This is a genomic window from Streptomyces sp. 5-10 (assembly GCF_014712245.1).
GTDB lineage: Bacteria > Actinomycetota > Actinomycetes > Streptomycetales > Streptomycetaceae > Streptomyces > Streptomyces violaceusniger.
In genome coordinates this window covers 61,832-75,666 of record NZ_JACVYG010000005.1, presented here as the reverse complement: position 1 = coordinate 75,666, position 13,835 = coordinate 61,832, and the positions used below count along the sequence as shown (strand labels likewise).

The window sequence follows — 13,835 nt, the reverse complement described above, 5'->3', positions numbered from 1 at the left end:
CCGGACACCAGGAGAGCAAGGCAATGATCAGTCCCGAGACCGCGGAGCTGAAGATCCTCGACGCGGCCGAGACCCTGTTCTACGGACGGGGCATCCAGGCGGTGGGCATGGACGAGATCCGCTCCGCGTCAGGTGTCTCCCTCAAACGGCTCTACCAGCTCTTCCCGTCCAAGGGCGAGCTCATACAGGCCTATCTGCGGCGGCGCGACGTCCGCTGGCGCCAGAAGCTGGCCGCGTACGCCGATGCCCAGGCCACCCCCGAGGAGAGCATCCTGGCGGTCTTCGACTGGCTCCACGAGTGGTTCGGCGAGCCGGACTTCCGCGGCTGCGCCTTCAGCAACTCCTTCGGGGAACTCGGCGCCACCTCCTCGGCCGTCGCCGAGACGGCCCGGGCACACAAGGAGGCGTTCTTCCGCTACCTCACCGAACTGACGGCGGCCGCGGGCAAACCGGCCTCGCTGGGCGACCACCTGGCCCTGCTGGCCGAAGGCGCCATCACCACCGCGGCGATCAGCGGCAGCGCCGAACCCGCGCACCAGGCGAAAGCGGCCGCACGCGTCCTGCTGGAGGGGGCATAGCCGTCACCAGTACGGGCACAGCCGTCGCCATCACGGGCACAGCGGCTACCATCCAGTCTCATGCGGGGGTGGTGGGAGCGGGGCCGGGCGCTGGGAGCAGCCCACCCCCATGCCGTGGACATCGGGATCGCGCTCCTGGTCCAGGCGGCCATGACGATGCCGTTCGTGGTGCCGCGGCCACCCGGTCAGGAGCCGGCGACCTGGCCCGCCTACGGGCTGACCACGCTCACCGTCGTCCCCCTGATCTGGCGCCGGCGCGCTCCCCTCGCCGTGCTGACCGCGATCATCGCGACCAGCGCGCTGTACAAGCTGGCGGTGGAGGGGCCCGGGCAGCCGCTGCCGTACACCGGCCTCGTCATCATCTATACCGTCGCCGCCGTTTCACCGCCGTGGAAGCGGCTGGTCGCCGGGGGTCTGCTGACGGTCGCCGTGCCGGTGTCGGTGTGGCTGAACACCCGGACGGCCCGTGAGCTGACCTTCTCCCTCTTCGTGTTCGCGGCGGCCTATGTCTTCGGGCGGCTGACCGATGCCCGGCAGCGGGGGCACCGGATCGAGGCGGAGCGGGCCGCCGCGCGCGAACGGACCCGGATCGCACGGGAGATGCACGACATCCTCTCCCATGCGGTGAGCCTGATGATCGTGCAGGCGGAGGCCGGTCCGGTGGCGGTGCGGACGGCCCCGGAGCGGGCCGAGGCCGCCTTCGACGCCATCTCCGCGACGGGCCGGGACGCGATGGCCCAGCTGCGCCGGATGCTGGGCGTGCTGCGCGAGGGCGAGGAGCCGGGCCGCGCCCCGCGTGAGCCACAGCCGGGCCCGGCCGATCTGCCCGAGCTGCTCGACCGGATCCGGGCGAGTGGCCTCGATGTGACGTACGAGTCGGTGGGGGCCCTGCGGCCGCTGCCGGAGGCCACCGGGGCGAGCGTCTTCCGGATCGTCCAGGAGGCCCTGACCAACGTGGTCAAGCACGCGGCGGCCCGCGGCGTTCTGGTCCAACTCACCTATGGCGAAGGCGCGGTGGACATCCGGGTGCTGGACGACGGGCGCGGACCGCGGCCCGGTTCCGGTGGCGGCCACGGTCTGATCGGGGTCCGCGAGCGGGCGGCGGCGCACGGCGGTACGGCGGCCACCGGGCCGGGCCCGGACGGCCGGGGCTTCGAGGTACGGGTCCACCTGCCCGTACCCTCCACGGCGGAGGTGGCGCGTTGACGATCCGTGTGGTGGTGGCCGACGACCAGGAGCTGGTGCGCGGCGGCTTCGCCATGATCCTTGACGCCCAGCCGGACATCGAGGTGGTCGCGGAGGCGGGCGACGGGGCCGAGGCCGTCGAGGCGGTGCGGCGGCACACGCCCGATGTGGCCCTGCTGGACATCCGGATGCCACGCGTGGACGGTATCGAGGCATGCCGCGAGATCGCCGCGTCCGGCGCCTGCCGGACGGTGATGCTGACGACCTTCGACTCCGACGAGTACGTCTACGAGGCACTGCACGCGGGCGCGAGCGGCTTCCTGCTGAAGGATGTGCGCAGGGACGATCTGGTGCACGCGGTACGGGTGGTGGCGCGGGGCGACTCGCTGCTCGCGCCGTCGGTGGCCCGGCGTCTGGTGGAGCAGTACACCCGGGCCACCGCCCGGCCACGGCGGCCCGATCCCCGGCTGGACGCGCTGACCGGGCGGGAGCGGGAGACGCTGCTGCTGCTGGCGCGGGGCCTGTCGAACGCCGAGATCGCCGCGGAGCTGGTCGTCAGCGATCACACGGTCAAGACCCACGTCGGCAATGTGCTCGCCAAGCTGGGGCTGCGGGACCGGATCCAGGCGGTGATCTGCGCCTACGAGACGGGCCTGATCACGGCCGGGGATCCCCCGCCCGGGGGAGCGGCCCGGCCCGGCTCCTCCCCCGCGTCGGCGAGGAACTGACCCCGCGACACCGCCCGCGCGGGCGATCCGCGCGAGACCGCCGGTCACCAGGATGGAGCCACCGAGAACAACGGCTCATGTCACTGGAGTTGACCATGAAGAGCACCAACCGCACCCTGCTGGCCGCGGCGCTCGTCCTGGGCGTCGTGGCGGGCCCGGCGGTGCCGCCGGCCCTCGCGGCCACCTCGTCGCACGCGGACGGCTCATCGCCCACGGCCACCTCGTCACCCACCGTCTCCGAGCGGTCCGGGATCCCCGCGCTGAAGGCCGCCATCGCGGATCTGCCGACGCGCGATGCCACGGCCGCGCTGGTACGGCTCGGGGGCACCGAGGGCGTCTGGAGAGGCAGTTCGGGCGTGCACGACCTGACGACCAACCGGCCGGCCGATCCGGCGGGCCGGTTCCGCGCCGGTTCGGTGACCAAGGTCTTCACGGCCGCGGTCGCCCTGCAACTGGCCGCCGAGGGCACGCTCGACCTGGACCGCACGGCTCGCTCGTATCTGCCGGAGCTGATCCCGGCGTCGTACGGGAAGGTCACCGTCCGGCAGTTGCTCAATCACACGCACGGCATCCCGGCCGCCGACATCCCCGGGGACACGGTCGAGGAGCGGTACGCCGACCGCTTCCGGATCCATGACCCCGAGGAGATGGTCCGCTCGGCCACCGCGAAGCAGCGCGAGTTCGCGCCCGGCGAGAAGCAGCACTACCTGAACATCGGCTACACCGTCGCCGCTCTGGTCATCGAGCGGATCACGGGCGACACGTACGAACACCAGGTGACCCGCCGGATCCTGAAGCCCCTGGGCCTGCGCGACACCTACCTCCCGGGGAGGGATCCGCACATCGCCGGGCCGCACAACCACGGCTACCAGAGGATGCGGCTGGACGACGGCACGACCGGGCTGCGCGATGTGTCGGTGTGGGGGCCGACGGACGGCTGGGCGGCCGGGGACATCATCTCGACCACGGCGGACCTGGAGCGGTTCACCAAGGCCCTGTTCCGGGGGCGGGTGGTGCGCGGCCCGCTGCTGCGGGAGATGTTCACGCTGCCGAAGGTGGCGGACTTCACCACCGGCGACCCGGCCGCGTACTCGATCGGACTGTCGATGAAGAAGCTGGGCGGCCGGGAGGTGTGGGGGAAGTCGGGCGGCCGCTGGGGCTACAACACCGGCATCGTCTCCACCCGCGACGGCTCGCGCACCCTCGTCTACAGCGTGAACTCCACCGACGCCAAGGGCCAGGAGATGAACACGGTGGTGCGGAACATCATGGTGGCGGCCTTCGGCAACCCCTGAGCGGCGCCGCCTCACGGCGGCGCGTCGCCCCGCGCCCACGACGCGGCTCAGTCCGCCTTGAGCGCCGTGAGGACGTTCAGCCGGGCCGCGCGGCGGGCGGGCCAGAGTCCGGCGAGCACCCCGACGAGCGCGGCGCCCACGAGGGCCACGGCGATGCGGCCCCAGGGGATGACCATCTCGTAATCCCGGATGGAGTCGGTGACGAACCGGCCCGCGGCCCACCCGAGGAAGACGCCCGCGCCGATGCCCAGAAGGGCCCCGAAGAGGGAGATCAGCAGGGACTCCAGTCGGATCATGAGCTTCGCCTGCTCGGGCTGGAGTCCCACCGCGCGCAGCATCCCGATCTCACGGGTGCGCTCGTGCACGGACATCGCGAGGGTGTTGACGACCCCCAGGACGGCGATCACCACCGCCATGGCCAGCAGCGCATAGAGGACGTTGAGGAGCAGCGTGACGGCCTCGCCGCCGGCCGCCTCGGCCAGGTCCTCGACGTTCCGCACCTGGACAAGGGGGTTGCGGTCGAGGGTGCGCTCGAGGGACCGCCGTACGTCGTCGCCGTCACCGGCCTTGGTGCGCACCAGGACCGACGTGTCCTTGATCTCCTTCAGATGGGGCTGCAGCGTGGCCACCGGCATCATGGTGGAGGGGAGGAATTCGTCGTCGTGGTAGATGCCGCCGATCCGTAGGGTGTCCCGGTCACCGTTCTCGTAGACCACCGGAATCCGCTGTCCCGCGGACCAGCCCTCGAGGTCGGCCGTCCGGGTGTCGATCAGCAGGTTCTTGCCCCCGCCGGCGCTCAGGTCGGCCAACGATCCCGAGACGAAGCTCGGGTCGAGGAGGCCGCCGATGGTCCGGGGATCCACACCGGTCAGGTCGACCTCGGTGTCGCCGGTCCGCACCGTGGTCTCGCGCTGCGGGCTGGAGGAGGTCACGGCCGCGGACTTCTCCAGGGAGGCGTGGGCCGACGCCGGCAGGTGGTCGAAGTTCTTGGCCGAGATCTCGAAGTCGGCCCTGACGCTGTTCTCGGCTCCACGGTGGAGCGATGCCGTGGTGGACACCGCGACCACCGTGAGGCCCGTGACGAGGGACAGCCCGATCATCAGGGCCGAGGCCGTGGAGGCGGTGCGCCGGGGGTTGCGCCGGGCGTTGCGCGGCGCCAGCGTGCCGGGGACGCCGAAGCGGCGCAGCAGCGGGCCGGCCAGGGAGATGGCCGGGCCGGAGAGCATCGGCGTCATCACGATGATCCCGATGAGCAGCAGGGCGGCCGGGTAGAAGACGGTGGTCCTGCCCTCCTCACCCCTGGACACCGTGTACAGCACGCCGAGCACGCCGATGGCGAGCAGGGCGACGCCGATCGCGTTGCGCCTGCGGAGGCTGCGGACCGGCGGGGGCGTGTGGATCGCGGACATGGCCGCCACGGGAGGCACGGCGGCGGCGCGGCGGGCCGGCACATAGGCGGCGAGCATGGTGACGACGACGCCCACCAGGAACGAGACCAGTACGGTGCGCGGAGAGACGATCAGCGGCCCGTCCGGGAAACCGGACCCGGTGGCCCCGAACAACTGCCGGATCCCCACGGCCACGCCGATGCCGAGCACGAAGCCCGCCGCGCCGGCGCACAGCCCCAGCAGGGCGGCCTCGATGAGGACGGAGCGGGTCACCTGGCGGCGGTCGGCGCCGACGGCCCGCATCAGGGCCATCTCCCGCGAACGCTGGGTGACGAGCATGGTGAAGGTGTTGCCGATGACGAAGATGCCGACGAACAGCGCGATGGCGGCGAAGACGGTCAGCACCTGGCTGAGCCCCGTCGCGCTGTCGGCGGCGTCGGACCGCTCCTGTTCGCGCAGTTGCGTTCCGGTGCTGACGTCGAAGTCCTTGGGCAGCAGATCGCGCGTCTCGGCGGCGAGCCGCTCCTCGGAAGTGCCACGGTCGGCCTCGAGGGTGACCCCGCCGTACTGCCCGGGGGCGAGGAACAGCTTCTGTGCGGTGGCGTCGTCGAAGAGTACGAGGGTGGCACCGGAGGCGGCGGTGTCGTCGGTGCGGACGAGGCCGACGAGTTTCTTGTGCAGCACCGGTCCGTCGACGGCCAGCCGGACGGTGTCGCCGAGCCGGTAACCGCCCTGGTCGGCGGTGCTGGTGTCCATCAGCACCTCGTCGGGCCCGCTGGGGGCCCGTCCGGCGGTCAGGGGGTGGCGGTTGTCCTTGCCATCGGCCTGCGGGAAGTAGTTGCCGCCCATGGTCGAGTGTTTCACGCCGATCGGAGCGCCGTCCTTGCCGGCCACGGCGGTGAACCCTTCGATGGTGCCGGTGACCGACGCCACGCCGGGCAGCCGTCGCAGACTCCGCAGCGTGTCCTTCCCGACGGTGCCGGGTTCGCCGATCTTCTGGTCGAAGGGCGGTTCGGCCTGGACCGAGACATGGTTCAAGGAGGTGAGGGACTGCTGCTTGTAGGCGTTGCTGACGGTGTCGGTGAAGACGAGGGTGCCCGCGACGAAGGCGACGCCGAGCAGCACGGCGAGCATGGTCATCAGCAGGCGGGCTTTGTGCGCGAGGAGGTTGCGCACGGCGGTACGGAACACGGGACGGCCTTCCGGGAGGGTGCCGGGTGTGAGGTGGGAGCAGGGCGGGTGTCAGGCGTGCGCCGGGGTCAGGCGGCCCATGCGCTCCAGGACGGCCTCGGCCGTCGGCGCGTGAAGTTCGTCGACGATGCGGCCGTCGGCGAGGAACACCACGCGGTCCGCGTAGGAGGCGGCGACGGGGTCATGGGTGACCATCACGACGGTCTGGCCCAGCGAGCTCGCGGAGCCGCGCAGGAACTCGAGGATCTCGGCGCCGCTGCGGGAGTCGAGGTTGCCGGTGGGCTCGTCGGCGAAGACGATGTCGGGCCGCCCGGCCAGCGCGCGGGCGACGGCGACGCGCTGCTGCTGGCCGCCGGAGAGCTGGGCGGGCCGGTGGCCGAGCCGGTCGGCCAGGCCGACGGTCCGGATGATGCTCTCCAGCCAGGCCCGCTCCGGTTTGCGGCCCGCGATGTCCATGGGGAGGGTGATGTTCTCCAGCGCGCTCAGCGTGGGCAGCAGGTTGAACGCCTGGAAGACGAAGCCGACGCGGTCGCGGCGCAGCCGGGTGAGCTGACGGTCGTTCAGGGAGGCGATCTCCGTGTCACCGAGGCGGACCGAGCCGAAGGACGGCGAGTCGAGACCGGCCATGCAGTGCATCAGGGTGGACTTCCCCGACCCGGACGGACCCATGATCGCGGTGAACCGCCCCTTGCCGAAGCCGACCGTGACCGCGTCGAGGGCCACCACACGGGTGTCCCCCGTGCCGTACACCTTCGTCAGATCGGTGGTGTGGGCCGCGTAGGACTCCGGGGCGGAAGGGGGCTGGTGTGCGTGCATGCCGATCCTCGGTGAGCGCTCGGGGGATGGCCCTCGTGGCGGAGGGCGCCGCCGCTGGTGGCGACGTCCACGAGCCTCCCGCTCGGCCACCCCCGCGCGGATCCCCCAACCATCCGAAAGCCGCATCCCCCGATCGGGGGAGATCGCCGCGGAACCGCTGCCCGGCACACTCCACGCGGGCCGCGGGCCCCCGGTCCGGGACCGCTACTCGGCGCGCCCCGTGCGGAAGGCCCAGGCCGCGATCTCGACCCTGTTGCGCAGGCCCAACTTCGCCTGGATCGACCCCAGATGCGTCTTGACCGTGCTGGGCGCGATGTACAGCTCTGCGGCGATCTCCGGGTTGGTCAGTCCGCGGGCGATGCCCTGGATGACCTCCTCCTCGCGGTCGGTCAGCGGCTCGGCCGGCTCGTGCGTGGCGCGCCGCCGGGGCTTGGTGAAGTGCTGGAGCAGACGGAGGGTGATCTGCGGGGCGACCATGGCGTCCCCGCGGACGGCCGCCCGCACGGCCTCGGTCAGCAGCGCCGGACCGGCGTCCTTCAGGAGGAAACCGGACGCTCCGTTCGACAGCGCCGTGTACACGTACTCATCGAGGTCGAAGGTGGTGACCACGACCACCTTCGGTGCTCCGGGCCGTCCGCCGCCGGCCAGCCGGCGGGTGACCTCCAGACCGTCGGGCGGGGGCATCCGGATGTCCACGAGGCACACGTCCGGCCGGGTCTCGCGGGCCAGCGACAGGGCCGAGGCCCCGTCGGCGGCCTCGGCCACCACCTCCATGTCGGACTCGGCCGACAGCACCATGCGGAACCCGGCCCGCACCAGATGCTGATCGTCCGCGACCAGGATGCGTATGGTCATGCCGTCCTGCCCTCCCGTAGCCGCAACCCGGTTCGTACGGCGTGCCGCCCGCGCGTCCGCGGGGTGCGCGCTGCCTCGTCGGGACGCAGTGGTACGGAGGCGCGCACCCGCCATCCGCCTTCGGCGCGGTGGCCCGCCTCGAAGGCGCCGCCGAGCAGCTCGATCCGCTCCCGCATGCCCATGATGCCGAAGCCGCCGCCGAGCCGGCCGAGGCTGCCCCGGTGCCCGGACGGGGAGCCGTGTCCGTCGTCCTCCACGACCAGTTCGGCGTGGCGTGCCGCCACCCGGGCGGACACATCCACCGACCGCACTCCGCGCGCATAGCGCTGAGCGTTGGTCAGGGCCTCCTGAAGGACGCGGCTCAGCCCGCCGGTGACCTCGGCCGGTACGTCCTCCGGCAGGTCCCGCCCGAGGTCCAGCCGGACCGGCAGCCCCGTCCCCCGTGCCTCCTCCACGATGCGGGTGAGGACCTCGCCGAGGTTCTCCGGGTGCCGCGGGGTCTCGTCACCGCGCATCGAGCCCACCAGGCGCCGCATCGACGTCAGCGCCTCGCCGCCCGCGTGCTCGACGGCCTCGAGCATCTCGTTCAGCGCCTGCGGGTCGGGGGTGCCCCGCCCGGTGACATGGCGCACGGCCTGCAGCTGCACCACGATCGCGGTCACCTGGTGGGCCACGGTGTCATGCAGGTCCCGGGCCAGCGCGAGCCGTTCCTCCTGCCGCACCAGCTGTCCGGTGCGTTCCTGCTGGGCGTCGTAGAGCCGCAGCACCAGCCCGCAGACGAAGGCCAGCGCCAGCAACAGCGCGGTGTTGTCGGAGAAGTCACCGGGATCGGAGTCCCGCAGGAGCGGGATGGAGAACACGCTGACGCTCATCGCGGCCACGGACACCAGGGCCCACCAGGGCGCGCAGCGGCGCACCGCCACGGCGAGGAGGAACAGCAGGCCCATGAGTTCGGTGCCGCTGGACTCGCTGGTCACCATGTTCACCGGCATCAGGTGGTAGGCCACCGTGGCCGCGAAGGTGCCGGCACAGGCCACCAGCGCGGCCCGCGGAACCCATCGGACATCGCGTACGACGGCCAGCACGGCCATCGCCCCGGCCAGGGCTCCGGAACCGATCGGCGCCCAGTCCCCGGCGAACGCCTTCGTATCGAACTCCGGGTCGAGGACGAGCCGGTCCCGCACGTCCTGGTAGACGGAGAAGAGGAACCACAGCGCCAGCACGGAAATCACGATCCGCCCCGGCCAACGTCGATAACCGGCGCGCCGGCCGGAGGACACAGCTATTCGCACCCGCGCCACCTTACGCACCTACGGCGGCGGTTGCCGCCCGCCTCCCGCGCCGGGCCCCGCGCCCGGGTTCTGGCCCGGGTCGGTGGGCATGGGCGCGGGCCGTGCGTCGCGCACCCGCTCCGGTGTCCAGTACGAGGGGTCCGGCGGATCCGCCCGGTGGGTCCGTGGGGTGTCCGGGGCGGGGGGATCGCCGGTGTCCTCGCCCCGGGCGGTGACGGCGAGGACCGCGACGATGCCGGTTCCCACGACCGCCGCGGTGATGAGGACTGCGGTGAGCGGGCGCATGACGTCTTCTCCCGATGGTGGGGCCTGCGGATGCCGGAGGCCGGGACCCCTGAGTGCGGGGCCCCGGCCGACTGCGGTGTGGGTGGTGCTCAGCCGTGGGTGGTGCTCAGCCGTTGGCGGTGTTGTTGTAGATCGTCTGGATCTTGTTGTCGAAGTAGGGGCTGTCGATGTAGGCGGGCGGATCGGTCCGGGTGCTGGTGACGCCGATCTCGGTCCCCAGGCCCGTGGTCTCGTTGTAGTCCCGCAGCCAGGGGCCGCCGCTGGCGCCCTCGACCATGGTGCACCCGTTCTGCACCCGGGAGCCGTCCTGCCATGTGGGGATGTTCTGGCACACGTAGGGCACTTCGCCGTCGTAGCCGAAGGCGGCCGGATAGCCCCAGACCGTCACGGTGTTGGAGTACCCGTAGTTGTAGCCCAGCCCCATGCCGCCGACGGTGTTGACCAGCTTGCCGGCGCCGTTGTCCCAGACGTTGACCACGCCGATGTCGTAGTTGAGGTCGCTGTTGTTGATCCAGCCGTTGAACGTGGTCAGCGTCTTGGCTGACCAGGTTCCGTACGGCCGCGAGCCGTTGTAGTAGGCGGGCACGAACACCCAGTTGGTGGCCCAGGTGCCGCCGGCGCCACCGTGGACGCAGTGCCCCGCGGTGAACACCATGTTCTTCGTGGGATTGTTGACCGCGGCGGCGGAGCAGGCGTAGTCGCCGCCGTTGGTCGGGTTGTGGAAGAAGACCTTGCCCTGCACGATCGAGGTGGCGATCCGCACCCCGCGGGCCTTCTTCGAGGTGGCCTTCTGCGGTTTCGCGAGCTGAGCGGGTTCGGCCGCCGCGTCGGTGGCCGCCTTCCGCGACGCCTTGGCGTCGGCGGGCGTGTCGGCCTCGACGGCTCTGCGCATACGCTGCGGGGTCCAGTATTTCTCGGCGGACTCCGCGGATGAGCGGGACGCGGCATTCTTGTGCGTGGACACCGCGGTGTCCGCGCTGCGTGTGACGGTGCTGTGCGAATCGGCGAACGCGGCCGCCGGAATCGTCAGGGCGAACGCGAAAACCGCTCCGCTCGCCGCTAAAACGACCTTGCGTATCTGCACCAGTCCCCCCAATTTCTGATCGGGACAGGGAGCGGATGCCCCCGGCGAAATCCCGGGCGCACCGTATCGCGCGATGAAGTGCGCGCGCCAAGATCCCGCAGGTGGTCAGAGCGGTATCCGGCCAGGCATGACGCCCCGGGCCCGGTACGGAAATTCGCCTCGCGCCTGCTGGGCTGCCCTTTTCGGTAAAAGCGGAACGGGCCGTGTGCCGCATTGAACGAGGAATTCCGACGCGTCAACGCGCGTCAACCTCCGCCTTCTCCCACGCGGCGACGGCCACCCGATCCCCGACAGTGTCCGGAACCCGCGATCGCGTTTCTCTCGCCGAATTCACGGAAGTATTCACGCATTCACGGCAGCCCCGCATTACGCGATGGGCCCGCCTGCCGCAGCGGATGCTGTTAGCCTCCCGGCATCCCCGTAGGCCCGCCGCTCCGAGGAAGACCATTGGTAACGAACCTCCAGGACGACCAGGACGCCCAAGATGGCCAGGACGCCCAGGACAGCCAGGACACACCGGCCCCGCAGCACGCTCCGGACGCGCCCGACGCGCCGCCCCCGGGGTGCCCCGCCCACGCCGCGCGGCTGTACGGGCCGGACTTCCGGCGCCGCCCGGACGAGACCTACCAGCGGATACGGCGGGACGGCGGACAGGTCGCCCCGGTCCTGCTCGAAGGCGACATCGACGCCTGGTTCGTCCTCGGCTACCGCGAGACCCGTCAGGTGCTGTCCGACACCGAGACGTTCGGCCGGGACCCGCGCCGCTGGAACGGCTGGGACAGCGTGCCGCCGGACTGGCCGCTGATGCCGTGGGTGGCGTACAGCCCGATGATGCCCTTCACGGAGGGCGAGGAGCACCGGCGGCGCGCGACGGCCGTGAGCGAGGCCCTCGCCACGGTCGACCCCTTCGTGCTGCGCGGCCACTGCGAGCGGTTCGCCGATCAGCTGATCGACAAGTTCGCCGCGCGCGGCAGGGCGGATCTGGTGTACGACTACATCTACTCGGTGCCCACCCTCGCCACGGCCGAGTTGTTCGGCCTGCCCCAGGACGAGGCCGGGCTGGAGACCCTGGCGGCGGGGCTGACGGTGTCGTTCCTCTCCGACGAGGAGGCCATCGCCGGTCAGCAGCGGGTCGCCGGGTATGTGGCGGAGCTGGTGCGGGCCAAGCGCGAGGATCCGGGCCCCGACCTCACCTCGCGGTTCATCCTGAACACCCCGGACCTGACCGAGGAGCAGCACACCGCGGACGTCATGGTGCTGATGGCGGCGGCGCTGCCGCTGACCTCGTACTGGATCGGCAACACCCTGCGGCTGATGCTCACCGACGAGCGCTTCGCGATGACCCTCTCGGGCAACCGGCGCAGCATCGGCGAGGCCATGAACGAGGTGCTGTGGGCGGATTCCCCGCTGCAGAACCTCATCGGGCGGTACGCCACCCGCGACACCGACCTCGGCGGCCGGCGCATCCACGCCGGCGACCTCGTCGTCCTCGGCCTGGCCGCCGCCAACGCCGATCCGCTGCTGTGGCCCGACACCCCCGTCGGCCACGCCGGCAACCACTCCCATGTCGCGTTCAGCAGCGGCGACTACGGCTGCCCGGCGGGCGGCCCCGAGACGGCCAGGATCATCGCGGAGACGGCGATCGAGGTACTGCTGGACCGGGTTCCGGACCTGACGCTGGCCGTGGCGCCCGACGAGCTGACATGGGTGGACTCGTTCTGGTACCGCTGCCTGGATTCCCTGCCCGTCACCTTCAGCCCCACTCCGGTCACCGCGGGCTAGGGTCCTTCTGACTGATCTCCGCAGCGTCGCGACGGGCGGAGGTCCGGCCCGCGTGGCACGGCGTTCCCCCGGGGGAGGTCCGGCGTCCCCCGGGGGAGAGGGGACGCCGGGGCCCTGGGGTTCCAGCGGCGTCAGTTGCCGGGTGGCTGCTGGAGCATGGCGAGGGTCAGGACGTTGCCGCCGATGCCCCAGCCGCCGTCGGTGACCTCCTCGACCAGGACCAGGGTGGTGGCGCGGGCGCGCTCACCGTAGATCTCGACGTACAGCTCGGTGGCGCGGGTGACGATTTCCTCCTTCTGCTTCTCGTCGAGGGATCCGGCAGGGACCTTGAAGTTCGCGAAGGGCATGGTCGTTCTCTCTCGTACGGGGGTTGTCGGTGTGTTCGAAGGTGTGATTCGGGTGTGATTACCGTGAGCTGCCCGTGGTGAGCAGATCGTCCAGCCCGGCCCGGCGGAAGAACTCGGCGCGGACGCGGTCGGCGACCGCGGAGACGACTTCGCTGCCGTCGCGGCTGGGGTCTATGTGGGTGCGCAGCGGCCGGGTGCCGGCCGGCTGGGCCACCAGGCGTACGACGGCGTCGGCGACGTGCGCGGCGTCCGCGTCCGGCGGGATCAGCGCGGCCAGCCGCTGGTCGAGCTCGGCCAGCAGGGTGCCGTAACGCTCGTCGTAGGCGGCGGCGCGGTCGGTGTCGGCGGGCGCGCCCGCGTGGCGGAAGTGGTTGGTGCCGGAGGTGAAGGCGCCGGGGACGACGATCGCGGTGTCGATGCCGAAGCGGACCACTTCGGCGGCGTAGCTGACGGCCAGGGCGTCCATGGCGGCCTTCGCGGCGAAGTAGGGCCCGATGAAGGGCGGGCAGCCGCCGCGGGTGCTGGAGCTGCCGATCCACACCAGCAGCCCCTCGCCCTGGGCCCGCAGCCGCGGCAGCGCGGCACGGTTGACGCGCTGGGTGCCCAGGACGTTGACGTCGTACAGCTGGGCCAGCTGCTCGGGGGTGAACGCCTCCGCCGGGCCGGTGGCCATGTGTCCGGCGTTGTGGACGATCACGTCCAGCCGGTTCCGGTCGGCCAGGACGCGGGCGATGGCGGCGTCGGCGGAGTCCTGCGAGGTGACGTCGAGCTCCACGGCGCGCAGGTCGACGTCGTGGTCGGTGGCGTAGCGGGTCAGCTCGGCCACCGCGGGGGCGTTGCGGGTGGCCGGCTGCCGGATCCCGGCGTAGACGGTGTGGCCGGCGCGGGCCAGGGCGCGTGCGGTCAGCGCCCCGAAGCCGCTGGAGGCCCCGGTGACCAGGATGGTCGTGGGTGTGTCGGAGGGCATGGGGTCCTTACGGGCGGGAGAAGGGGACGGTGGTGCGGCGGC

At 71.8% G+C, this 13,835-nt stretch carries 13 protein-coding genes; 5 read left to right on the top strand and 8 right to left on the bottom strand.

Going from position 1 to position 13,835, the window contains the following annotated elements; all coding sequences use genetic code 11:
• The first annotated feature begins 23 nt into the window (after positions 1 to 23).
• The 4 genes from IEJ02_RS08070 (at position 24) to IEJ02_RS08055 (ending at position 3,786) form a co-directional block, all read left to right on the top strand.
• Positions 24 to 578 carry a TetR/AcrR family transcriptional regulator gene (locus IEJ02_RS08070; protein WP_191064106.1) on the top strand — a complete coding sequence of 185 codons (555 nt, stop codon included), beginning with the start codon at positions 24 to 26 and terminating at the stop codon, positions 576 to 578.
• Positions 579 to 638: 60 nt separating this feature from the next.
• Positions 639 to 1,784 carry an ATP-binding protein gene (locus tag IEJ02_RS08065; protein WP_191064105.1) on the top strand — a complete coding sequence of 382 codons (1,146 nt, stop codon included), beginning with the start codon at positions 639 to 641 and terminating at the stop codon, positions 1,782 to 1,784.
• Positions 1,781 to 2,491 (top strand): response regulator, encoded by a 711-nt coding sequence (locus IEJ02_RS08060; protein ID WP_191064104.1) that lies wholly within the window; start codon positions 1,781 to 1,783, stop codon positions 2,489 to 2,491. The genes IEJ02_RS08065 and IEJ02_RS08060 overlap by 4 nt, the downstream gene beginning before the upstream one ends.
• Before the next feature lie 95 nt (positions 2,492 to 2,586).
• Positions 2,587 to 3,786: a serine hydrolase domain-containing protein gene (locus IEJ02_RS08055; RefSeq protein ID WP_191064103.1), complete on the top strand. Its 1,200-nt coding sequence runs from the start codon at positions 2,587 to 2,589 to the stop codon at positions 3,784 to 3,786.
• A 47-nt stretch (positions 3,787 to 3,833) separates the two neighbouring features.
• Here the strand turns inward: IEJ02_RS08055 and IEJ02_RS08050 are convergent, their stop codons facing one another.
• The 6 genes from IEJ02_RS08050 to IEJ02_RS08025 all read right to left on the bottom strand — a co-directional run bounded on the left by IEJ02_RS08050 (position 3,834) and on the right by IEJ02_RS08025 (position 10,505).
• On the bottom strand, positions 3,834 to 6,365 hold the full coding sequence (locus tag IEJ02_RS08050; RefSeq protein ID WP_191064102.1) for an ABC transporter permease: 2,532 nt from the start codon (positions 6,363 to 6,365) through the stop codon (positions 3,834 to 3,836).
• A gap of 51 nt (positions 6,366 to 6,416) precedes the next feature.
• A complete protein-coding gene (locus IEJ02_RS08045) occupies positions 6,417 to 7,181 on the bottom strand; it encodes an ABC transporter ATP-binding protein (RefSeq protein WP_137976551.1) in 765 nt (254 codons plus the stop codon).
• A 204-nt stretch (positions 7,182 to 7,385) separates the two neighbouring features.
• Positions 7,386 to 8,036, bottom strand: coding sequence for a response regulator (locus IEJ02_RS08040; RefSeq protein ID WP_191064101.1), 651 nt, complete (start codon positions 8,034 to 8,036; stop codon positions 7,386 to 7,388).
• Complete coding sequence (locus IEJ02_RS08035) at positions 8,033 to 9,268, bottom strand: sensor histidine kinase (RefSeq protein WP_191064100.1); 1,236 nt, start codon at positions 9,266 to 9,268, stop codon at positions 8,033 to 8,035. Before IEJ02_RS08035 ends, IEJ02_RS08040 begins: the two co-directional genes overlap by 4 nt.
• Positions 9,269 to 9,346: 78 nt before the next feature.
• Positions 9,347 to 9,613 (bottom strand): hypothetical protein, encoded by a 267-nt coding sequence (locus IEJ02_RS08030; RefSeq protein ID WP_191064099.1) that lies wholly within the window; start codon positions 9,611 to 9,613, stop codon positions 9,347 to 9,349.
• Positions 9,614 to 9,719: 106 nt separating this feature from the next.
• Positions 9,720 to 10,505 (bottom strand): trypsin-like serine peptidase, encoded by a 786-nt coding sequence (locus tag IEJ02_RS08025; protein ID WP_191064098.1) that lies wholly within the window; start codon positions 10,503 to 10,505, stop codon positions 9,720 to 9,722.
• Positions 10,506 to 11,144: 639 nt separating this feature from the next.
• Between IEJ02_RS08025 and IEJ02_RS08015 the strand changes: the two genes are divergently transcribed.
• Positions 11,145 to 12,479, top strand: coding sequence for a cytochrome P450 (locus IEJ02_RS08015; protein WP_191064096.1), 1,335 nt, complete (start codon positions 11,145 to 11,147; stop codon positions 12,477 to 12,479).
• Positions 12,480 to 12,610: 131 nt separating this feature from the next.
• Here IEJ02_RS08015 and IEJ02_RS08010 read toward each other — a convergent pair whose 3' ends face one another.
• Positions 12,611 to 12,826, bottom strand: coding sequence for a tautomerase family protein (locus IEJ02_RS08010; protein ID WP_020873857.1), 216 nt, complete (start codon positions 12,824 to 12,826; stop codon positions 12,611 to 12,613).
• A 58-nt stretch (positions 12,827 to 12,884) separates the two neighbouring features.
• Positions 12,885 to 13,793: an SDR family NAD(P)-dependent oxidoreductase gene (locus tag IEJ02_RS08005; RefSeq protein ID WP_191064095.1), complete on the bottom strand. Its 909-nt coding sequence runs from the start codon at positions 13,791 to 13,793 to the stop codon at positions 12,885 to 12,887.
• Positions 13,794 to 13,835: the final 42 nt, after the last annotated feature.